The following is an 18,007-nucleotide window of genomic DNA, read 5'->3' on the forward strand; positions in this document are numbered from 1 at the left end:
CGGCGGAGGAGGGTACCGGCTCTCACGCCCCGGCTACAGGGCGGCGTTGTTGAGCGCGAACGGCGGACGCGTCATGCCGGGGGCGATGCCTTCGGCGGGGTCGTTCCCCAGCTGGATAATGCGGTTGTCCTGGTCCACATGGACCACCTTGGGCTCGTAGGCCTTGGCTTCCTCGGTGGTCATCTGCGCATAAGTGATGAGGATGACGAGGTCGTTCTCGTGCATCAGGTGCGCGGCGGCACCGTTGATGCCGATGACACCGGAGCCGCGTTCACCTGCAATGGTGTAGGTCTCCAGCCGGGCGCCGTTGGTGATGTCGACAATCGAAACAAGCTCGCCCGGCAGGATGTCCGCTGCCTCCAGCAGGTCCAGGTCAACGGTGACGGAACCTACGTAGTGCAGGTCGGCGTGGGTGACGGTGGCCCGGTGGATTTTGGACTTGAACATTGTTCGATTCATAACGGCTCCAGTCTAGCGCCGGGGCCGGGCCGCCGCAGTGACGCAGGGAACACGCGGCAGGCGTACGACGGCGGGTGGTTACGTTGGGTCATTCCCCGCCACCGCGGCGGCAGCGGCAGCAAGGGTTTCCCTTGCTGCGAGGATGGCGGGCCGCTGCACGCTGGACCGGCGGACGGACGTGAAGATGGTGCGGTGCGGCTTGCCCGGAAGCTCCAGCAGCCGCGCGGTGGTGCCGCGGCCCGTCCATACAAGGTCCGGCATCAGGGCCACAGCGTTGCCGGATTCGATCAGCCGGGCTTGGGCCTGCAGGTCTGCCGTTTCAAAGCGCACGTCCGGTTCGAAGCCTGCGCTCCTGCACGCCTGTTCCGCCCAATGGCGCGACGCCGCACCCCGCGGTTCCATCACCCACGGGAGTCCAGCAGTGTCCGCCAGCGCGCGGATGGCTGTGCCGCCGTCGGACGCCGGAACTGCAAGCCGGATGGCGTCCGTAGTCAGCTTCACGCGGTCCAGCTCCGGGTAGTGGGGAGCCGCGTGGCCGGGGTACTGCTCGGCGATGACCAGGTCGAAATCCCGGGCCCAGGTTTCGTGGAGCGCCGTCTCCGGTTCCCGCTGGATCATCTCGATCCGCACTTCCGGGTAGGTAGCAGCCATCCGGATGAGGGTATCCGGCATCAGCGCCAGCGCTGCCGACTGGAACACGGCAATCCGCACCGTGCCCGTAACGGTGGTCAGTGACGCCGCCAGGTCCGCCTCCGCCTGTTCCATGGTTTCAAGCAGCTGCGCCGTATGTGCCACCAGCACCTCGGCCTGCGGGGTGAGCTGCACGCGGCGGCCGGTCTTCCGCAGCAACTCCACGCCCACCTCCTTCTCCAGGAGGGCAAGCTGTTGGGAGACCGACGACGGGCTGTACTGCAGCGCCTCAGCCACCTCGGCGAGTGTTCCCCGGATGCTCAGTTCCCGCAACAGGCGCAGCCGGCGAACGTCAAGCATGGGGAATTCCTAACTGAAACTAATGAATATAGGTTAGAAGTAGTCACTTTATCTAATGCAAGCAGGCTTGCATACTGTTGGGACTGAGTTACCCCCGTCACAGCCTTTACAGGCGTGCCGCGGCGGGGCAGCACCCCACAGCAGGAGTTCCTGATGAGCACTAGAGATATGAGCCAGTCCATCATGCGGCGAAAGCCCATTGATGACATCGAAGAAGAAAACAAGCACAGCGGCCTGTTCAAATCGCTGGGCCTGTGGCAGCTCACCGCCATTGGCGTTGGCGGCATCATCGGCGTCGGCATCTTCTCCCTCGCGGGGCTGGTGGCCGCAGGAAGCGAAGGCAACCCGGGAGTGGGGCCCGCGGTGCTGATCTCCTTCCTCGTGGCAGGCCTGGCCTCGGCGGCCGCGGCCCTGTCCTATGCCGAGTTCGCCGGCATGATCCCGCGCGCCGGCTCGGCCTACACCTATGGCTACGTGGCCCTGGGCGAGGTGATCGGCTGGTTCATCGGCTGGGACCTGCTGCTCGAGTACATTGCCATCGTGGCTGTGGTGGCCATCGGCATCTCCGGCTACCTGGACGCGTTCCTGTCCGGCATCGGCATCCACATGCCCATCTGGATGACGTCCACGGTGGATGAGGGCAAGGGCGGCATCGTCAACATCCCGGCCATCCTCGTCTGCCTCCTGGTGACGTGGATCCTGTCCCGCGGCACGAAGGCGTTTGGCCGGTTCGAGCTGGTGGCGGTGGCCATCAAGATCGTCCTGATCCTCTTCATCGTCGGCCTGGGAATCTTCTACATCGACACCAACAACTACAACCCGTTCATGCCCTCCGGCTTCGGGCCCGTGCTGGCCGGTTCTGCCACCGTCTTCTTTGCGGTCTTCGGCTACGACGCCATGAGTACCGCGGCCGAGGAAGCCAAGGACGGCAAGAAGCACATGCCCAAGGCCATCATCCTCTCGCTCATCATCGCCATGCTGCTCTACGTGGCGGCCACCCTGGTGCTCACCGGCATGCAGAACTACAAGGACATCGACCCCAAGGCCGGATTCGCGTCCGCCTTCACTTCCGTTGGCCTGCCGGTCATTGCCACCATCATTTCCGTCTTCGCGGTGCTGTCCATCCTCACCGTGATGCTGACCTTCCTCCTGGGCGTTACCCGCGTCTGGTTCTCCATGAGCCGCGACGGGCTGCTTCCCGGCTGGTTCGCCAAGACCGACCGCCACGGCACGCCGCAGCGCGTTACGTGGATCGCCGGCATCGCCTCGGCGTTCCTGGCCGGTGTGTTCCCCATCAAGGAGGTCGCGGACCTGACCAACATCGGCATCCTGGCCGCGTTCGTCGTCGTCTGCCTGTCCGTGATCATCTTCCGCTACAAGCGTCCGGACGCGCCCCGCACGTTCCGGCTGCCTCTGATGCCCCTGGTCCCGGCCGTCGGTGTCCTCGCCTCGGCCTTCCTGATGTTCCAGCTGCACTGGGAAACCTGGCTGCGGTTCGGGGTGTGGCTGGTCATCGGCCTGGTCATCTACTTCTTCTATGGCCGCAAGAACTCGCTGATGAACCCCAACAGCCCGCGCCACCAGGAGATCGAGGAAATGCACCGCCCCCTCGCCTGACCCCGCCCCGGGCGCGTCACTCCCGCGCGTCCCCCAGCCCGCCGGCAGGCGTTCCACCCATGCAAACCCCCGCGTTGCCCTATCACTTTTGGTCCCTAAACAGGCCTTTTGACGACCAAAAGTGGTAGAGCAACCGGGGAGGGTGGGGCGCTTGCCGTTTGGCATTTAAGGACGTCTTCAGCCGCCGCTTTATTGGTTGGCTTTCCTAACCTGTATTGGTTGGAAAAGATCGCTTTATCTTATGTGATTAGGCGCGCATACTGATGAAAAGACCTCCTCCCACCCAAGGAAAGATCGGGAAAACCATGACCCACATTGCAATGGAACCGGCAGTCACCCACGCGGCCACCCCGCAGACGGTCGACGTCGACGTCCCCCAGGCCAAAGCCCTCGCCACTGAGGCGGTCGACTTGGTCCGTCGCTGGCTTACCGAGGCCGCGAAAGTTCCGGTGGATGCCTCCGCCGAACAGCTCGCCGGAGTGCTGAAGGATCCCAACGGCTTGGACTTCACGGTGGGCTTCGTGGACGGCGTGGTCCGCCCCGAGGACCTGAACGTCGCCGCCCGCAACCTGGCGGCACTGGCCCCGAAGGTTCCGGCCTTCCTCCCCTGGTACATGAAGAGCGCCGTGGCACTTGGCGGCACCATGGCCCCGGCCATGCCGCAGGTGGTTATCCCCGTAGCCCGCAAGGTCCTGCGCGAAATGGTGGGCCACCTGATCGTGGATGCCACCGATGCCAAGCTTGGCCCTGCCATCGCCAAGATCAAGAAGGACGGCATCAAGCTCAACGTCAACCTCCTGGGCGAGGCAGTCCTCGGCGAGCACGAGGCATCCCGCCGCCTCGAAGGCACGCACGCGCTGCTGGCGCGTCCCGACGTCGACTACGTGTCCATCAAGGTCTCCTCCACCGTGGCCCCGCACTCTGCCTGGGCCTTCGACGAAGCCGTGGAACACGTCGTCGAAAAGCTCACCCCGCTCTTCCAGCGCGCCGCTTCCTTTCCCACGTCCAAGTTCATCAACCTGGACATGGAGGAATACAAGGACCTGGACATGACCATCGCGGTCTTCACTAGGATCCTGGACAAGCCGGAGTTCAAGGACCTCGAGGCCGGCATCGTGTTGCAGGCCTACCTCCCGGATGCCCTGTCCGCCATGATCCGCCTGCAGGACTGGGCCGCGGAACGCCGTGCCAACGGCGGCGCCGGCATCAAGGTCCGCGTGGTCAAGGGCGCCAACCTGCCCATGGAACAGGTGGAAGCGTCGCTTCACGATTGGCCGCTGGCCACCTGGGGGTCGAAGCAGGACTCCGACACCAGCTATAAGAGCGTCATCAACTACTCGCTGCATCCGGAGCGGATCAAGAACATCCGGATCGGCGTTGCCGGCCACAACCTGTTTGATATCGCGTTCGCGTGGCTGCTGGCCAAGCGGCGCGGGATTGCGGATACCGCACAGCAGAGCATCGAATTCGAGATGCTGCTCGGGATGGCGCAGGGGCAGGCCGAAGCCGTCAAGAAGGACGTCGGCTCGCTGCTGCTGTACACGCCCGTGGTGCACCCGGCCGAGTTCGACGTCGCCATCGCCTACCTGATCCGCCGCCTCGAAGAGGGCGCCAGCCAGGACAACTTCATGTCCGCCGTCTTCGAGCTCGACAAGAACGAAGCCCTGTTCGAGCGCGAGAAGCAGCGTTTCCTCTCTTCGTTGGAGTCCCTGGACAACAGTGTGCCGCGGCCCAACCGCCAGCAGAACCGCAGCCTGCCGCCGGTCGCGATGCCGCACGATAGGTTCAAGGACACCCCGGACACTGACCCGTCCCTTCCCGCCAACCGCACCTGGGGCCGGGCCATCCTGGACCGCGTTCCGGGCTCCACACTGGGCAACGCCTCGGTGAAGGCAGCCTTCATCAACGACGAAGCCACCCTCAACACGGCTATCGAAACCGCGGTCGACAAGGGCAAGGCCTGGGGCGCACTGTCCGGCGACGAACGTGCCGCCATCCTGCACCGCGCCGGCGATGCCCTCGAGGCCCGCCGTGCCGACCTCCTCGAAGTCATGGCCAGCGAGACCGGCAAGACCATCGACCAGGGCGATCCCGAGGTCAGCGAGGCAGTGGACTTTGCCCACTACTACGCCGAGTCCGCGCGCAAGCTGGACGCGGTCGACGGCGCCACGTTCGTCCCAGCGAAGCTCACCGTCGTGACGCCGCCGTGGAACTTCCCGGTCGCCATTCCGGCAGGGTCCACCCTCGCGGCACTCGCCGCCGGCTCCGCCGTCGTCATCAAGCCTGCCAAGCAGGCCGCCCGCAGCGGCGCCGTGATGGTCGAAGCCCTGTGGGAAGCCGGCGTCCCGAAGGACGTCCTCACCATGGTGCAGCTGGGCGAGCGTGAACTGGGCACCCAGCTGATCAGCCACCCGGCCGTGGACCGCGTCGTCCTCACCGGCGGCTACGAGACCGCCGAACTGTTCCGCTCCTTCCGCAAGGACCTGCCGCTGCTGGCCGAGACCAGCGGCAAGAACGCCATCATCGTCACCCCCAGCGCCGACCTGGACCTGGCGGCAAAGGACGTGGCGTACTCAGCATTCGGCCACGCCGGCCAGAAGTGCTCCGCCGCCTCCCTGGTGATCCTGGTGGGCTCGGTGGCCAAGTCCAAGCGGTTCCACAACCAGCTGATCGACGCTGTTACCTCGCTGAAGGTTGGGTACCCGCAGGACCCCACCAGCCAGATGGGCCCGATCATCGAGCCCGCCAACGGCAAGCTCCTCAACGCCCTCACCACCTTGGGCGACGGCGAAAACTGGGCCGTGGAGCCGAAGAAGCTGGACGGCACCGGCAAGCTGTGGAGCCCCGGTGTGCGCTACGGCGTCAAGCGCGGTTCCTACTTCCACCTCACCGAGTTCTTCGGCCCGGTCCTGGGTGTCATGACCGCCGACACCCTCGAGGAGGCCATCGCCATCCAAAACCAGATCGAGTACGGCCTCACCGCAGGGCTGCACTCGCTCAACTCCGAGGAACTCGGTATCTGGCTGGACGGCATCCAGGCCGGCAACCTGTACGTCAACCGCGGCATCACCGGCGCCATTGTGCAGCGGCAGCCGTTCGGCGGCTGGAAGAAGTCCGCTGTTGGCGCCGGAACCAAGGCCGGTGGGCCGAACTACCTGGCCGGGCTGGGCGACTGGACCCCCGCCGAGGCATCCGCGAAGGCTGAGGTCACGCACCCCGGCGTCCGGCGGATCATCAACGCCGCGGGCGCCGCCCTTGAGCCGGCGCGCCTTGAGTCCGTGCAGCGGGCCTTGGCGTCCGACGCCGAGGCCTGGGCCAACGAGTTCGGCACCGCCAGGGACGTCTCGGGCCTGAGCGCGGAGCGCAACATCTTCCGCTACCGGAACCTGCCCGTCACCATCCGCCTCGCCGAAGGTGCGCCGCTGGCGGACCTGGTCCGGACCGTGTCGGCCGGCGTACTGGCGGGCTCGCCGCTCACGGTGTCCACCGCCGTCGAACTTCCCGCCCAGCTGCGGGCCGTGTTCCTCGGCCTCGACGTTGACCTGACGGTGGAGTCCGACGCCGGCTGGCTGGCTTCGGCAGGGCGGCTCGCCTCGGCCGGCAAGCTCTCCGGCGCCCGCATCCGGTTGCTGGGCGGCGACGCTTCGGCCCTGGCGGAAGCGACCGGCGGCCGGCCGGACATCGCTGTCTACTCCCACGCCGTGACCGAAGCCGGCAGGGTTGAGCTGCTTCCGTTCCTGCACGAGCAGGCTGTCAGCATCACCGCCCACCGGTTTGGCACCCCGAACCACCTCTCGGACGCGCTGATCTAAGTTCTGGCAGGGCATTAAAAGACCGGTGGTTGGGCTTGTCGAAACCCGGGTTTCGACAAGCCCAACCACCGGTTTTGTGTATCAGCTACCCCAGGTACCAGCCCGGCGGAGTCCAAGTCACGGGCACGCTATGGGCCGAGAAATCCTCGCACCGGGTGCAGGTGTAGGCCACCTCGCCCAGTGCGGCGACCGACCCGTCGTGCCGGTAGGTGGGGGGAATATAGGACTCAAGGTAGATGAATTCGTCCGTCCGGCACTTTTCGCAGGTCGGCTTGCCGATGTATCCCGAATCGGTGGTGCTAAGGCCGGTGCCGAGGTTGGACTGACGCGTGGCCGGCCGGGCGCTGGTGTGCGGGCGGGCGTGTGCGGCACTGATGTGGGTGTTCCTGGCTGTCGTCATTGGCTGCCTGTCCCGGGCGGCGTGCCATGGTGTGCAGGCGCGCCCGTAGTATAGAACCGGCCTGCTGCTTGACCCTGGAGAAACCAGCATAGATTATGCAACGATCTGACATCAATGAAAGTTTTCTCCGGTCTTCGGCTTGCCGGTTCACCCTTGCCGGTTGATGATTCGCCCAACAATGGACTGTGTGAGCGCGTCGATGACTTCGGCATTGGCCAGCGGGTTCCGGATGAGGGTGAAGTCCACATCTCCAACCGCCGGCAGGTCGAACCGGCGGGTGATGATCTTCAGGTCCTCCGGTACCAGCGATGACGGCATGACTGCCACCCCGATCCCGGCCCGGACCGCGGCCAGGACACCGCTGATCTGGCGGGTGGTGCAGGTGATTCGCCAGGTCCGGCCGTGTGCTTCGAGTGCGTCGATGGCGAGTTTCCGGCTGAGGCTGGGGGAGGGGTAGGCAATCAGCGGCACCGGCGCGCCCGGTTCGAGGGACGTCTGCTCCAGCCCCACCCAGGAGAAGGAATCATGCTGGACCACCGTGCCGTCCTTGGCCCCCGCCACCCATTTGACGAACACCAGGTCCAGTTGGCCGGCGTTGAGCTTGCGGTAGAGCTGGTCGCTTTGCCCCACAGTGAGTTCAAGGTTGATCTGCGGGTAGATCTGCCGGAACTCGCGCAGGATCCGGGGAAGCCCGGTGATGGCCAGATCGTCAGCGGTACCGAAACGCAGCCGGCCCCGCATCGCCGAACCCGAAAAGTAGCGGGCTGCGGCGTCGTGGGCCGAGAGGATGTTCCTGGCAAACCCCGCCATGGCGTCCCCGTTGTCCGTCAGCCGCACGTCCCGGGTGTCCCTGGTGATGAGGACACGCTTGGCGGCGGTTTCCAGCTTCCGGATGTGCTGGCTGATGGTGGGCTGTGCCAGCCCCAGCCGGTCCGCGGCCTTGGTGAAGCTCAGGGTTTCGGCGACGGCCAGGAATGATCGGAGCTGGGCTGGTTCGAACACTGTGGACTCCATCGGCTGCACGTTGTATTGCGGTTTGCAATACGAGTTATAGGGACAATACGTCTCCATAATCTGTTAGCGCCACCATAGCGTTAAGGGCATCCCGGACCGCACCCACTTTGAGGACAAACCTGTGGCACCCCCACCGCCGTCGTCGGCAACCGTCAGCCAGCCCGTCATCGATTCCGCGAGTTCAGCACCAGCCCTGCCGCCCACCACGCAAACTTCCGACGTCCGGAACCGGGACGCACTCACCCAGCCGTTGCCCGTCGTCGCGGAACGCCTGCCGTGGAAGCACACGTTCATCTCCCTCAGCGTGCCCAACTTCCGCATCTTCGCGGTGGGCCACTTCATCGCCGTGATCGCCATCTGGATGCAGCGCATCGCCCAGGACTGGCTGGTCCTCCAGCTGTCCGGCTCCGTCACCGCCGTGGGATTCACGGTGGCGCTGCAGTTCCTGCCGTCGCTGCTGCTGGGTCCGTGGGGCGGCATGGTTGCCGACCGGTTCGCCAAGCGGAAGATCCTGATCCTGTGCCAGAGCATGGCCGCGGTCCTGGCGGCCCTGCTGGCCACGCTGGCCCTGACCGGCGCCATCGCGGTGTGGCACGTCTACGTCATCGCCCTGGTCCTGGGCCTGGTCACCGTGCTCGACCAGCCCGCGCGCCAGGTGTTCGTCAACGAACTGGTGGGTCCCACCCACCTGCGCAACGCCATCAGCGTCAACTCCACAACGTTCCAGCTGGGCGGGCTGATCGGACCGGCGCTGGCGGGCCTGCTCCTCACCGCGGTGGGTGCAGGCTGGGCGTTCGCAGCCAACGCCGTGGCCTGCTGCTCCACCGTGGCGATGCTGCTCATCCTCCGCAAGGACCAGTTGCACGTCAGCGCTCCCACTCCCAAGAGCAAGGGCATGCTGCGCGAGGGACTCCGGTATGCGCTGGGCAAGCCCACCATCTACTGGCCGTGGCTGATGGCCGGCTTCATTTCGGTCTTCGCCATGAGCCTGCCGGTGATCCTCGCAGCCTTCGCAGACCATGTCTTCCGTGTGGGCGCCGGCGGGTATGGCCTCCTGAACGCGCTGGTGGCGCTCGGCGCCCTCGCCGGCGCCATAGCCTCGACCCGGCGCCGCCAGCTGCGGCTGCGCTCGGTGGTGTTCTGCGCGGGCATGTATGGGACCATGCTGTGCCTGGCGGCGCTGGCGCCCTCGCTGGCAACGTTCGGGGCTGTGATGGTGCTGTCCGGGTTCTGGTGCCTGATGTTCCTTACAGGCTCCAACCAGCTGGTGCAGATCAGCTCGAACATGGGGATCCGCGGGCGCGTGATGAGCCTGTACATCATGGTGCTCATTGGCGGCCAGGCGCTCGGCGGGCCAATGCTCGGGTGGATCGCCGAACACGCCGACCCGCACGTGGCCCTCCTGGTATCCGGCGGGGTGCCTGCGGCCGCGGCCGTTGTGGTGGGAATCGTGCTGGCACGGAAGGGCTCACTGTACCTGAAGGTGGACGTGCGGAACCGGCGCCGGCCGATCCGGATCGTGGACCGGACGGCGCCCGCCTAGCCCTATCCCTCGGGTGTTCCTACCCAAGCCAACGCGGCCACCACCAGCGCCGAGATCCCGGCGTCGAGCGTGGGGCGGATGACGGGGGCAAAAGTCGGCGAGTGGTTGGACGGGATGGTGGATGCCACCGTCCCGTCCTGGACCGCCCTGCCGTAAGCCTCGGGATCGGTGCCGCCCAGCAGCCAGTACACCAAAGGTGCCCCTGCAGCTGTGGCGAGGGTGCCCACGTCCTCGCTGCCGGTGACGGGGCCGGGATCGACGGCGCCGCCCAGCTTCGCGGCGAACGCTTCGCGTACGCGGGCGGTGGCGTCGTGGTTGTTGACCACAACGGGAAAGTGCTGCCCGGCGGTGATCGACGGCGGTTGGGGAGCCCCGGACGCTGCGGCCTCGCCGTTGATGATGCGGGTCATGCCGCTGATCATCCGCTCCCGGACTGCCGGATCCGCGGTGCGTATGCTGATGCCCAGCCGGGCCTCTTCGGGAATGATGTTGTCCTTGGTGCCGGCGTTGAGCTGGCCGACGGTGAGGACAGCCGTCTCGTTGCCGCCGATTTCGCGGGATACCAGCCCCTGCAGCCGCATGATGGTGGCCGCGGCCATCACCACAGGATCCACGGTGGTTTCCGGACGGGAGCCGTGGCCGCTCCGGCCGAACAGCGTCACAGCAAAGCTGTCGGACCCGGCGAAGGCCGGTCCGGCATGCACGCCCAGTGCACCGGCCGGGAACGGCGCCACGTGCTGTCCCATGACAACGTCCGGCACGGGGAAACGCTCAAAGAGGCCGTCCGCCACCATGTCGCGGGCGCCGGCGCCGGTTTCCTCGGCCGGCTGGAACACCGCCACGATGGTCCCGGACCAAGCCGGGAGATGGTCGCTGAACAGCGTGGCCGCACCGAGGAGGCAGGTGACATGGATGTCGTGGCCGCACGCATGCATCACGGGAACGTCTGCTCCGTCGGGACTGGTGCCGCGCGCCGTGCTGGCGTAGCCAAGCCCTGACTTTTCCAGGACAGGGAGGCCGTCCATGTCCGCACGGAGCATCACCGTGGGGCCGTCCCCGTTCCGCAGGACACCCACGACGCCGGTTCCGCCGACTGCGGTGGCGACCTCCCAGCCCAGCCCGGTGAGCCGTTCGGCCACGATCCCGGCGGTCCGGACTTCGGCTCCGGACAGCTCGGGATGCTGGTGCAGATCCTCGTAAACTCCGGCGAGGTCCTGTGCCACCCCGGCAACGTCGTCCAAAACCTTTGTCATGACAGTCCTTACTAACGGGTTCGCTTGCCTTGCGACCCTACGCCCCTAGGCAGGCAGCGAGGGGGCCGAAGGCCGGGCGTTCACCGACCGCAAAACAGTCGCCGGAACGGGCAAAAGTGTGGCCATGCCGGCGGCAGCCCGTCAGGAGCGGGCCGAACGATCACCGGCGCAGGAAACGGCAGCACGGTTTGGCTGATCTCCTGCTGGAGGAGTTCCGGAGGTTGGAGGGGCTGGTCCAAAGCGCCGTACTTATCGTGGCGGCCCACCGGATACATCACTCGGCAGTGCCGGCCTGGGGAAACTGGAGCGGCTGACGGGAATCGAACCCGCGTATCAAGCTTGGGAAGCTAGCGCTCTACCATTGAGCTACAGCCGCGTTGCCGCCGCATCTGCGGGGCAGAACTTAGCTTAGCGCAGATGGAACGGCGGTCCGGCCACGGTGCCGGCAGTTCCAGCCGTGTCTGTGATCCGGCACGTCATCCCGTAACTCTTCAATAACGTCGCCGCATCTGGCTAGGTGGGCACCCGGCGGGCTGGTTAACCTGAACCGGAATGCTGTGGCGCCAGGGGGAGGCGGTCCGGGCAGCATGCCGCGTCAACCAGAGAAAGATCCCCCATGGCATCCGCAGAACACGAGGTCCTCATCCGGCGTGACGCCATGGCCGTGTACCTGTACTTGATGGACGCCACCAACCTGCCGCACTGGCGCGAGGCTGTGCGCAGCGTAAAGCTGGTGCAAGGCTCTGCCGGTACCAAGGGTGCCGTTTACCGCAAGATGGTGGCGGGACGGTCCGGGCTCAGCATTCCCGCCGAGCTGGAAATCACCCAGGCCAGGCCCGGCGCCGAAATCCAGTTCCGCGTGACCTCCGGCCCGTCGAACCGTTCGGGCGGCTACTACCTCAGCACCGAGAACGACGGCACCCGGCTCCGCTACGCTCTCGAAGCCCGGCCGGAAGGCTCATTCTCCTTCCTGGACCGGTTCGGCCTCCTGAACAAGATCGCCCAGCGACGGGTCCGGGCCGAAGTGTCCCAGCTGGACCGGCTCAAGGACGTACTGGAGCTGCAGACCGTCAGCTAGCCAGGCGACATCCGGCCGGCAGCTTCCACCGCTGCCGTTCCAGTGCGGGTAACCAGCCTTTTGCCCTGGTACCTATGCTCAGCGCCTATTGCGCCAGCCGCTGGCCGGTCCAGGGCCCTGCAATGTTCGACGGCGACGCCAGGCTTCCGCCCGAGAGGTCCCAGTACTGCACAACGTCCGAAGCCCTGCGGAGCGCGACTCCGGTGGAGTTCAGGCCGGTAACGTTCTTCAGCGCCCTGATGCCGGTGACATCCTGCCAGCCGGTGGCCACCGTAGGCCGTGCCTCGGCGCGGAGGGTGGTGGTTCCCCAGCCACGGTAGAGCTGTACTGCGCCATCAGCACGGAGGGCGAGGACATCCTGGAAGCCGTCGGCGTCGTAGTCCACCATCGCGAGGCGGGACGCGTTGATGCCGCCCGTGATGAGGGCCCTTGACGACAAATCGCTGGTGCCCTTGTTGGGGTACAGGAAGAGGTTGCCGCTTCCGTCCAGTGCGAGGATCTGCGGCATCCTGTTGTTGGCGCACCAGCCGCCTACCGCGAGGGTAAGGGACTGCCAGCCGCCGGATCCCAGCGTGATTGCTGCCTGGAACCCTCCGGTGGCGATGCCGCGGTGCAGGGTGAGGTTGCCGTTGGTCCACTGGGTCACGAGGTCGTAGGCGCCGTCCCGGTCCCAGTCGGTGACGAAGACTTCCTTCGCGCCGCTGAAGCCGGAGCCGATGACCTTGGCGGCGCCGTAGGTGCGGACACCTGTTGACGCCCTGTTGAGAAGCTGGCCCGAAGAATTTACGGTCACAAGGTCGCTTGGCCCCGTGATGGCCGCGGCGCTCAGGTCCAGGGTGGGAGGCATGTGCCGCCCCGTGGCATCGCACAGTGTGGGTGCCGGCGGCGGGAAGGCAGAGCCTCCGCCGGACCCGCCGGACCCGCCGGGCGAATCCACGGTACCGGCAGGGAGGGTGGTGTAGCCGAAGAAGTTCACCACACCCCAGATCTGGTAGGTGGAGTTGGTGTATGAGATACCTGCGCCCATGACATTGAAACGGGGATCGATGAGCATGGCATTGTGCCCGGGGGAGCCCTTCCACCACTCCACCAGCTGCGCGGCATCCCGGTCCGTCCGGATGGCGATGACCTCGCCTGCGCCGTTGTTGGGGTTCATGGCGCGCGGATCTGTCCAGAAGCTGGCACGGTGCTCGATGACTTCGCGTGAGGCAATGCTGTCCGACCACTCCTGCGCGAGGCCGGCAACCGTGGGGTTGTACTTCACCGGCTTCAGGCCCTTCGAGGCCCGGTACTCGTTGATCCTGGTGAAGACGGTGAGGATTGCTGCCGAGTTGTTGTCCTTGACCAGCGCCTCTGTGGCCGGCGTCGCAGCCAAGGATTCCGAGGTTGCCGGCCCGGACTGTGTTGGCACGGCTGGTGCCGGCGGCGGGGAGGCCAGTTCAGCGTCCGGTGCCCACAGCGGGGGGATGGACGGGACCTCGGACGCGGGCTGCGCTGCAGCGGGACCCGAAGGGCCGGTGGAACTGGCTGACGGCGCCGGGGACGGTTCCTGGACCGGCCTGATGTCCAGCGCTGGTCCGGCGGCGGCGGACACCGGAGCTGCCGCCTGCAGCGGCGGGGTTGGCGAGGCCACCCGGATGTCCGGATCAACAGCCGGGGTGAGGGCGGTGCCTGTGGGGCTGTTGCCCGCGCCTGACGAGCCGTCGCCATCCCCGGTGGCCGCCCCCAGAGAGACGCGGGACGGCCCTGACGATGCCACCTGCCGGCCGGTATCCACCGGCAGCGGGGCTGGCCCCGCCGTCGAGGAGGCGAGCACCAGCGCGCAGAGCACACCAATAAAAGAGGGCGCGACTAATTTATTCACAACATCCCCAGCTCTGTTGGGCCATCCGGGAGACCATCCGGCGCCTGTGTATCTGAGGCAACATTAGCCCCACTGGACTACAGCAACAACGAAAAAATGTGGTTGTGGATATCCCGTACGGTAATTTGGGACGGTGCTGATCTCAGACCGCGATATTCGTGCCGAAATAGACTCCCAGCGGATCGTGCTGGAACCGTTCGAGCCCGCGATGGTGCAGCCGTCGTCGGTGGACGTCCGGATCGATAAGTTCTTCAGGCTTTTCGACAACCACAAGTACGCCCACATCGATCCTGCGCAGGAGCAGCCGGAGCTGACGCGGCTGGTGGAAGTTGAGCAGGACGAGGCCTTTATCCTGCACCCGGGCGAGTTCGTCCTGGGGTCCACCTATGAGACCGTCACACTCCCGGATGACATCGCCGCCCGGCTGGAAGGCAAGTCCTCCTTGGGCCGGCTGGGCCTCCTGACGCACTCCACCGCAGGTTTCATCGACCCCGGGTTCTCAGGCCACGTCACCCTGGAGCTGTCCAACATGGCCACGCTGCCCATCAAGCTGTGGCCCGGCATGAAGATCGGCCAGCTCTGCTTCTTCCGCCTCAGTTCCTCGGCGGAGTTCCCCTACGGCCAGGGCGAATACGGCAACCGCTACCAAGGGCAGCGCGGTCCTACCGCAAGCCGTAGCCACCTCAACTTCCACCGCACCCGCATCTAGAGCAAACGGGTACTCCGTACCAATAGCGGCTACGCCTGCGCCGGGACCTGCCGGCTCCGCGTGGATGCTTTGACCAGGGGTTCCACGAAGCGCGCGGCCAGTGGGCCGATGACGGCCATCAGCAGGACGTAGGCGGTGGCCAGGGCGGCCAGGTTGGACGGCACGGCGCCTGAGGCAACGGCCAGTCCGGCGATCACGATAGAAAATTCGCCGCGGGCTATGAGCGTGGCACCCGCGCGGAAACGCCCGGGCTTGGCAATTCCTTCGCGTTTGGCTGCCCAGATTCCGGTGGCCATCTTGGTTCCGGCGGTCGCCACCGCCAGCACCAGGGCCCAGCCCAGTACCGGCGGAATGGACGTGGGGTCGGTGTTCAGGCCGAAGGCCACGAAGAAAATGGCGGCGAACAGGTCGCGCAGCGGCTCGAGGATACGGGTGGCGTTGTGGGCGGTGGCGCCGGAAATGGCGATGCCGAGCATGAAGGCGCCCACCGCTGCTGAGACCTGCATGGCAGAGGCCAGCCCGGCCACAAGGAGCGCGGCGCCCAACACATTGAGCAGGAACACTTCCGAGTTTTCGCTGTGCACGGCCTTGGACACATGGTGGCCGTGCCGCAGCGCCACCATGAGCACCGCGGTGACCACGGCCAACGCAATGGCCACGGTGGTCAGTCCACCCAGGAAGCTGACGCCCGCGAGCGTGGCAGTCAGGATGGGCAGGTAGACGGCCATGGCCAGGTCCTCGAACACCAGGATGGACAGCACCACAGGTGTTTCGCGGTTGCCCAGCCGGCCCAGGTCCGTGATGACTTTCGCCGCGATTCCGGACGAGGAAATGTAGGTGACGCCGCCCATAACCATGGCCCCCACACCGCCCCAGCCCAGGAGCAGGGCCAGTGCCGCTCCCGGAAGAAAGTTGAGCACGAGGTCCAGCACGCCGGCCTGCCACGACCGCCGCAGGCCTGTGAACAGCTCCGCCGCCGTATATTCCAGTCCGAGCATAAGCAGGAGCAGGATGACGCCGATCTCGCCGGAGAGGTGCGCGAACTCGTGCATGCCTTCGAGCTTCACCACGCCACCGGCGCCGAAAGCGAGCCCGCCCAGCAGGTAGAGCGGGATGGGTGACATTCCTATCCGTCCGGCCAGCCTGGCCAACAGGCCAAGGCAGAACACAACGGCCCCCAGTTCAATGAGGGTCAGGGCCAGCGGGTCCATAGGAGTCAGCCGTGGCGCAGGATGTCGGCCGCCGAGTCGAGGCCTTCCAAGGTTCCAACAGCAACCAGCAGGTCACCGGTATGCAGGATCACGTCGGGTCCGGGCGAGGGCAGGACCTCCCCCTCACGCATGATGGCCACGATGGAGACGCCGCACCGGGTACGGATGCATGCCTTGCCCATGGGCTGGTTCTGGAACGGGGACTCCGGGGCGATGGAGAACTGCCGGGTAACGATGCCCGGGACGTCCTTGTGTTCTTCCGCCAGCTTCATGGCGAGGTGCTGGCCACCCAGCAGGTTGCCCAGGGTGGCGGCTTCGTCGCTGGTCAGCGGAATGGAGGCCTGGCAGGTATCGGGATCGTCCCACGTAGAGACGATGAGCTCAGTCTGGCCTTCCCTCAGCTCCACCACGCCGATCCGGCGTCCGGAAGCTGTCATGAAGTCCTTCCGGCGGCCGAGGCCGGGAAGGTTCGTTTCGTCCACGTTCATGGTTAAAGCCTAGTCTTCCGGATCGATCCGTGGTGGCTGTCAGGAGGAGGGGACGACGGCGATGGGAGCCTTGTCCGGCGACTTCACCGGCAGCAGGACCAGCAGCCCGGCGAGAAGGACCACCATGATGCCCAGGATGCCCCAGCGCTGCGCCTCGCCGGGCGCCACCAGCGGGGTTGCCACCGTGATGCACAGTGTGAAGAGGGCCGGTGCCAGGAAGCTGACGGCCCGGCCGGTGGTGGCGTAGAGGCCGAACAGTTCCCCGGACTCCCCGTGCGGTGCGAGCCGGGCGAGGTAGGCCCGCGATGACGACTGCGCCGGGCCCACGAAGAGGCAGAGGAACAGGCCGAACACCCAGAATGTGGTGCTGCCCGCCCACTCCATGCCGAAGAAGGAATAGTCGCCGTTACCCAGCACCAGGATCACGGTCCCTGCTACCAGGAGGCCTGCCAGCGAGCCGATGATGACTGCCTTCGGGCCCGCCCTGTCGTCCAAAAACCCGCCAATGACCGCGCCTACTGCCGCCACCACATTGCCGAAAATTGCAAAGAAGATGACCTGGGAAAGCTCGAACCCGAAGGTGCCCGCGGCGATGATGCCGCCGAAGGTGAATACTGCGGCCAGCCCGTCACGGAACACGGCGCTGGCCAGCAGGAAGTAAATGGTGTGCGGACTGGTGGCGTAAATGGCCCGGATCCGGCGGAAGAGCAGCCGGTAGCTGGCCACGATGCCAAGGCGGGCTCCCTGCCCGGTCCGGGGCAGTTCCGGGACGGCGAACAGCACCGGAAGGGCAAAAATGAAGAACCACAGGGCGGAGAACACGGCCACCAGCCGGATGTTCAGGCTGTCCTGGGTGGATGCTCCGAACCACTCGAAGCTGGGCTGGACGAACAGCTGCAGGACGATCAGCAGTGCCACGATTCCGCCCAGGTAGCCCGCACCCCAGCCGAGGCCGCTGACCTTGCCGATGTTCCGGGGAGTGGAAATCTGGGCCAGCATGGCGTTGTAGTTGACCCCGGCGAATTCGAAGAACACGTTGCCCAGGGCGATCAGGGTGACGCCCAGCAGCAGGAATTCCGGCTGCGGGAAGACGAAGAAGCACAGCCCGGTGAGGACCGCGACGGCGGCCGTGTTGACTCCCAGCCACAGCTTCCGCCTGCCGCCGGCGTCGGAGCGCTGCCCGGTCACCGGCGCCAGCAGCGCGATGGCGAGGCCCGCCACGGCGAGGGCGCCGCCGAGGACCGCCGAGGCTTCGTCCTTGCCGCCGAAAGCGTTGGACGTCAGGTAGACGGTGAACACGAAGGTGGTCATCACGGCGTTGAAGGCCGCCGAACCCCAGTCCCAGGACGCCCAGGCCAGGATCCGGCCCTTGCTGGAGGCCTGGTTGCCGGATGCGAGTTCCGAGGACGGCTGCATGGCCCGGGGAGCGCTGGCGCTGTTCATAGCTGCATCGTATCCGCCGAGCGCGAACAGATGGCGGACTATGCCCCGGACTGGCGGGGTTGGCAGGCGGCCGCAAGGAAATATGGGGCAGGAAGCATGCTCAGACTTGATAAACTGGGGACTCCC

Annotated in this window: 14 protein-coding genes and 1 tRNA gene; 5 read left to right on the plus strand and 10 right to left on the minus strand. The window is 66.2% G+C overall.

The features are described from left to right. Nucleotides 1-33: 33 nt before the first annotated feature. Both panD and UC32_RS17530 read right to left on the minus strand, forming a co-directional pair. Complete coding sequence (gene panD, locus UC32_RS17525; RefSeq protein WP_015938825.1) at nt 34-459, minus strand: aspartate 1-decarboxylase; 426 nt, start codon at nt 457-459, stop codon at nt 34-36. Between the two features lie 78 nt (nt 460-537). Then, nucleotides 538-1,449 (minus strand): LysR family transcriptional regulator, encoded by a 912-nt coding sequence (locus tag UC32_RS17530; protein WP_045732470.1) that lies wholly within the window; start codon nt 1,447-1,449, stop codon nt 538-540. Between the two features lie 153 nt (nt 1,450-1,602). On the opposite strand from UC32_RS17530, the gene UC32_RS17535 reads away from it, so the two are divergent. Both UC32_RS17535 and UC32_RS17540 read left to right on the plus strand, forming a co-directional pair. Continuing rightward, on the plus strand, nt 1,603-3,066 hold the full coding sequence (locus tag UC32_RS17535; protein ID WP_045732471.1) for an amino acid permease: 1,464 nt from the start codon (nt 1,603-1,605) through the stop codon (nt 3,064-3,066). A 305-nt stretch (nt 3,067-3,371) separates the two neighbouring features. Then, nucleotides 3,372-6,878 carry a bifunctional proline dehydrogenase/L-glutamate gamma-semialdehyde dehydrogenase gene (locus UC32_RS17540; RefSeq protein ID WP_152642657.1) on the plus strand — a complete coding sequence of 1,169 codons (3,507 nt, stop codon included), beginning with the start codon at nt 3,372-3,374 and terminating at the stop codon, nt 6,876-6,878. Nucleotides 6,879-6,963: 85 nt separating this feature from the next. Here UC32_RS17540 and UC32_RS17545 read toward each other — a convergent pair whose 3' ends face one another. Further along, entirely contained in the window at nt 6,964-7,278 is a 315-nt protein-coding gene (locus tag UC32_RS17545) for a hypothetical protein (RefSeq protein ID WP_045732472.1), read from the minus strand. A 147-nt stretch (nt 7,279-7,425) separates the two neighbouring features. After that, complete coding sequence (locus UC32_RS17550; protein WP_045732473.1) at nt 7,426-8,280, minus strand: LysR family transcriptional regulator; 855 nt, start codon at nt 8,278-8,280, stop codon at nt 7,426-7,428. A 133-nt stretch (nt 8,281-8,413) separates the two neighbouring features. On the opposite strand from UC32_RS17550, the gene UC32_RS17555 reads away from it, so the two are divergent. Beyond that, nucleotides 8,414-9,835 (plus strand): MFS transporter, encoded by a 1,422-nt coding sequence (locus tag UC32_RS17555; protein WP_045732474.1) that lies wholly within the window; start codon nt 8,414-8,416, stop codon nt 9,833-9,835. A 2-nt stretch (nt 9,836-9,837) separates the two neighbouring features. On the opposite strand, the gene UC32_RS17560 is transcribed toward UC32_RS17555, so the two are convergent. Together UC32_RS17560 and UC32_RS17565 are read right to left on the minus strand one after the other, a co-directional pair. Next, a complete protein-coding gene (locus UC32_RS17560; protein WP_045732475.1) occupies nt 9,838-11,088 on the minus strand; it encodes an amidohydrolase in 1,251 nt (416 codons plus the stop codon). Nucleotides 11,089-11,390: 302 nt separating this feature from the next. Beyond that, nucleotides 11,391-11,464 (minus strand) — tRNA-Gly (locus UC32_RS17565). Nucleotides 11,465-11,704: 240 nt separating this feature from the next. On the opposite strand from UC32_RS17565, the gene UC32_RS17570 reads away from it, so the two are divergent. After that, nucleotides 11,705-12,166, plus strand: a complete 462-nt coding sequence (locus UC32_RS17570) for an SRPBCC family protein (RefSeq protein ID WP_045732476.1) — start codon at nt 11,705-11,707, stop codon at nt 12,164-12,166. Between the two features lie 85 nt (nt 12,167-12,251). On the opposite strand, the gene UC32_RS17575 is transcribed toward UC32_RS17570, so the two are convergent. After that, nucleotides 12,252-14,030 carry a CAP domain-containing protein gene (locus UC32_RS17575; RefSeq protein WP_082072204.1) on the minus strand — a complete coding sequence of 593 codons (1,779 nt, stop codon included), beginning with the start codon at nt 14,028-14,030 and terminating at the stop codon, nt 12,252-12,254. A gap of 133 nt (nt 14,031-14,163) precedes the next feature. On the opposite strand from UC32_RS17575, the gene dcd reads away from it, so the two are divergent. Then, on the plus strand, nt 14,164-14,739 hold the full coding sequence (gene dcd / locus UC32_RS17580; protein WP_015938813.1) for a dCTP deaminase: 576 nt from the start codon (nt 14,164-14,166) through the stop codon (nt 14,737-14,739). 29 nt (nt 14,740-14,768) lie between these two features. Here the strand turns inward: dcd and UC32_RS17585 are convergent, their stop codons facing one another. From UC32_RS17585 to UC32_RS17595, 3 genes are read right to left on the minus strand one after another with little or no spacing between them, the layout of a single operon-like run. Continuing rightward, nucleotides 14,769-15,950, minus strand: a complete 1,182-nt coding sequence (locus UC32_RS17585) for a cation:proton antiporter (protein ID WP_045732477.1) — start codon at nt 15,948-15,950, stop codon at nt 14,769-14,771. A 5-nt stretch (nt 15,951-15,955) separates the two neighbouring features. Then, complete coding sequence (locus tag UC32_RS17590) at nt 15,956-16,438, minus strand: cation:proton antiporter regulatory subunit (protein WP_045732478.1); 483 nt, start codon at nt 16,436-16,438, stop codon at nt 15,956-15,958. Between the two features lie 39 nt (nt 16,439-16,477). Beyond that, on the minus strand, nt 16,478-17,881 hold the full coding sequence (locus tag UC32_RS17595; RefSeq protein WP_045732479.1) for an MFS transporter: 1,404 nt from the start codon (nt 17,879-17,881) through the stop codon (nt 16,478-16,480). Nucleotides 17,882-18,007: the final 126 nt, after the last annotated feature.

This window comes from Pseudarthrobacter chlorophenolicus (genome assembly GCF_000962805.1).
Lineage (GTDB): Bacteria > Actinomycetota > Actinomycetes > Actinomycetales > Micrococcaceae > Arthrobacter > Arthrobacter chlorophenolicus_A.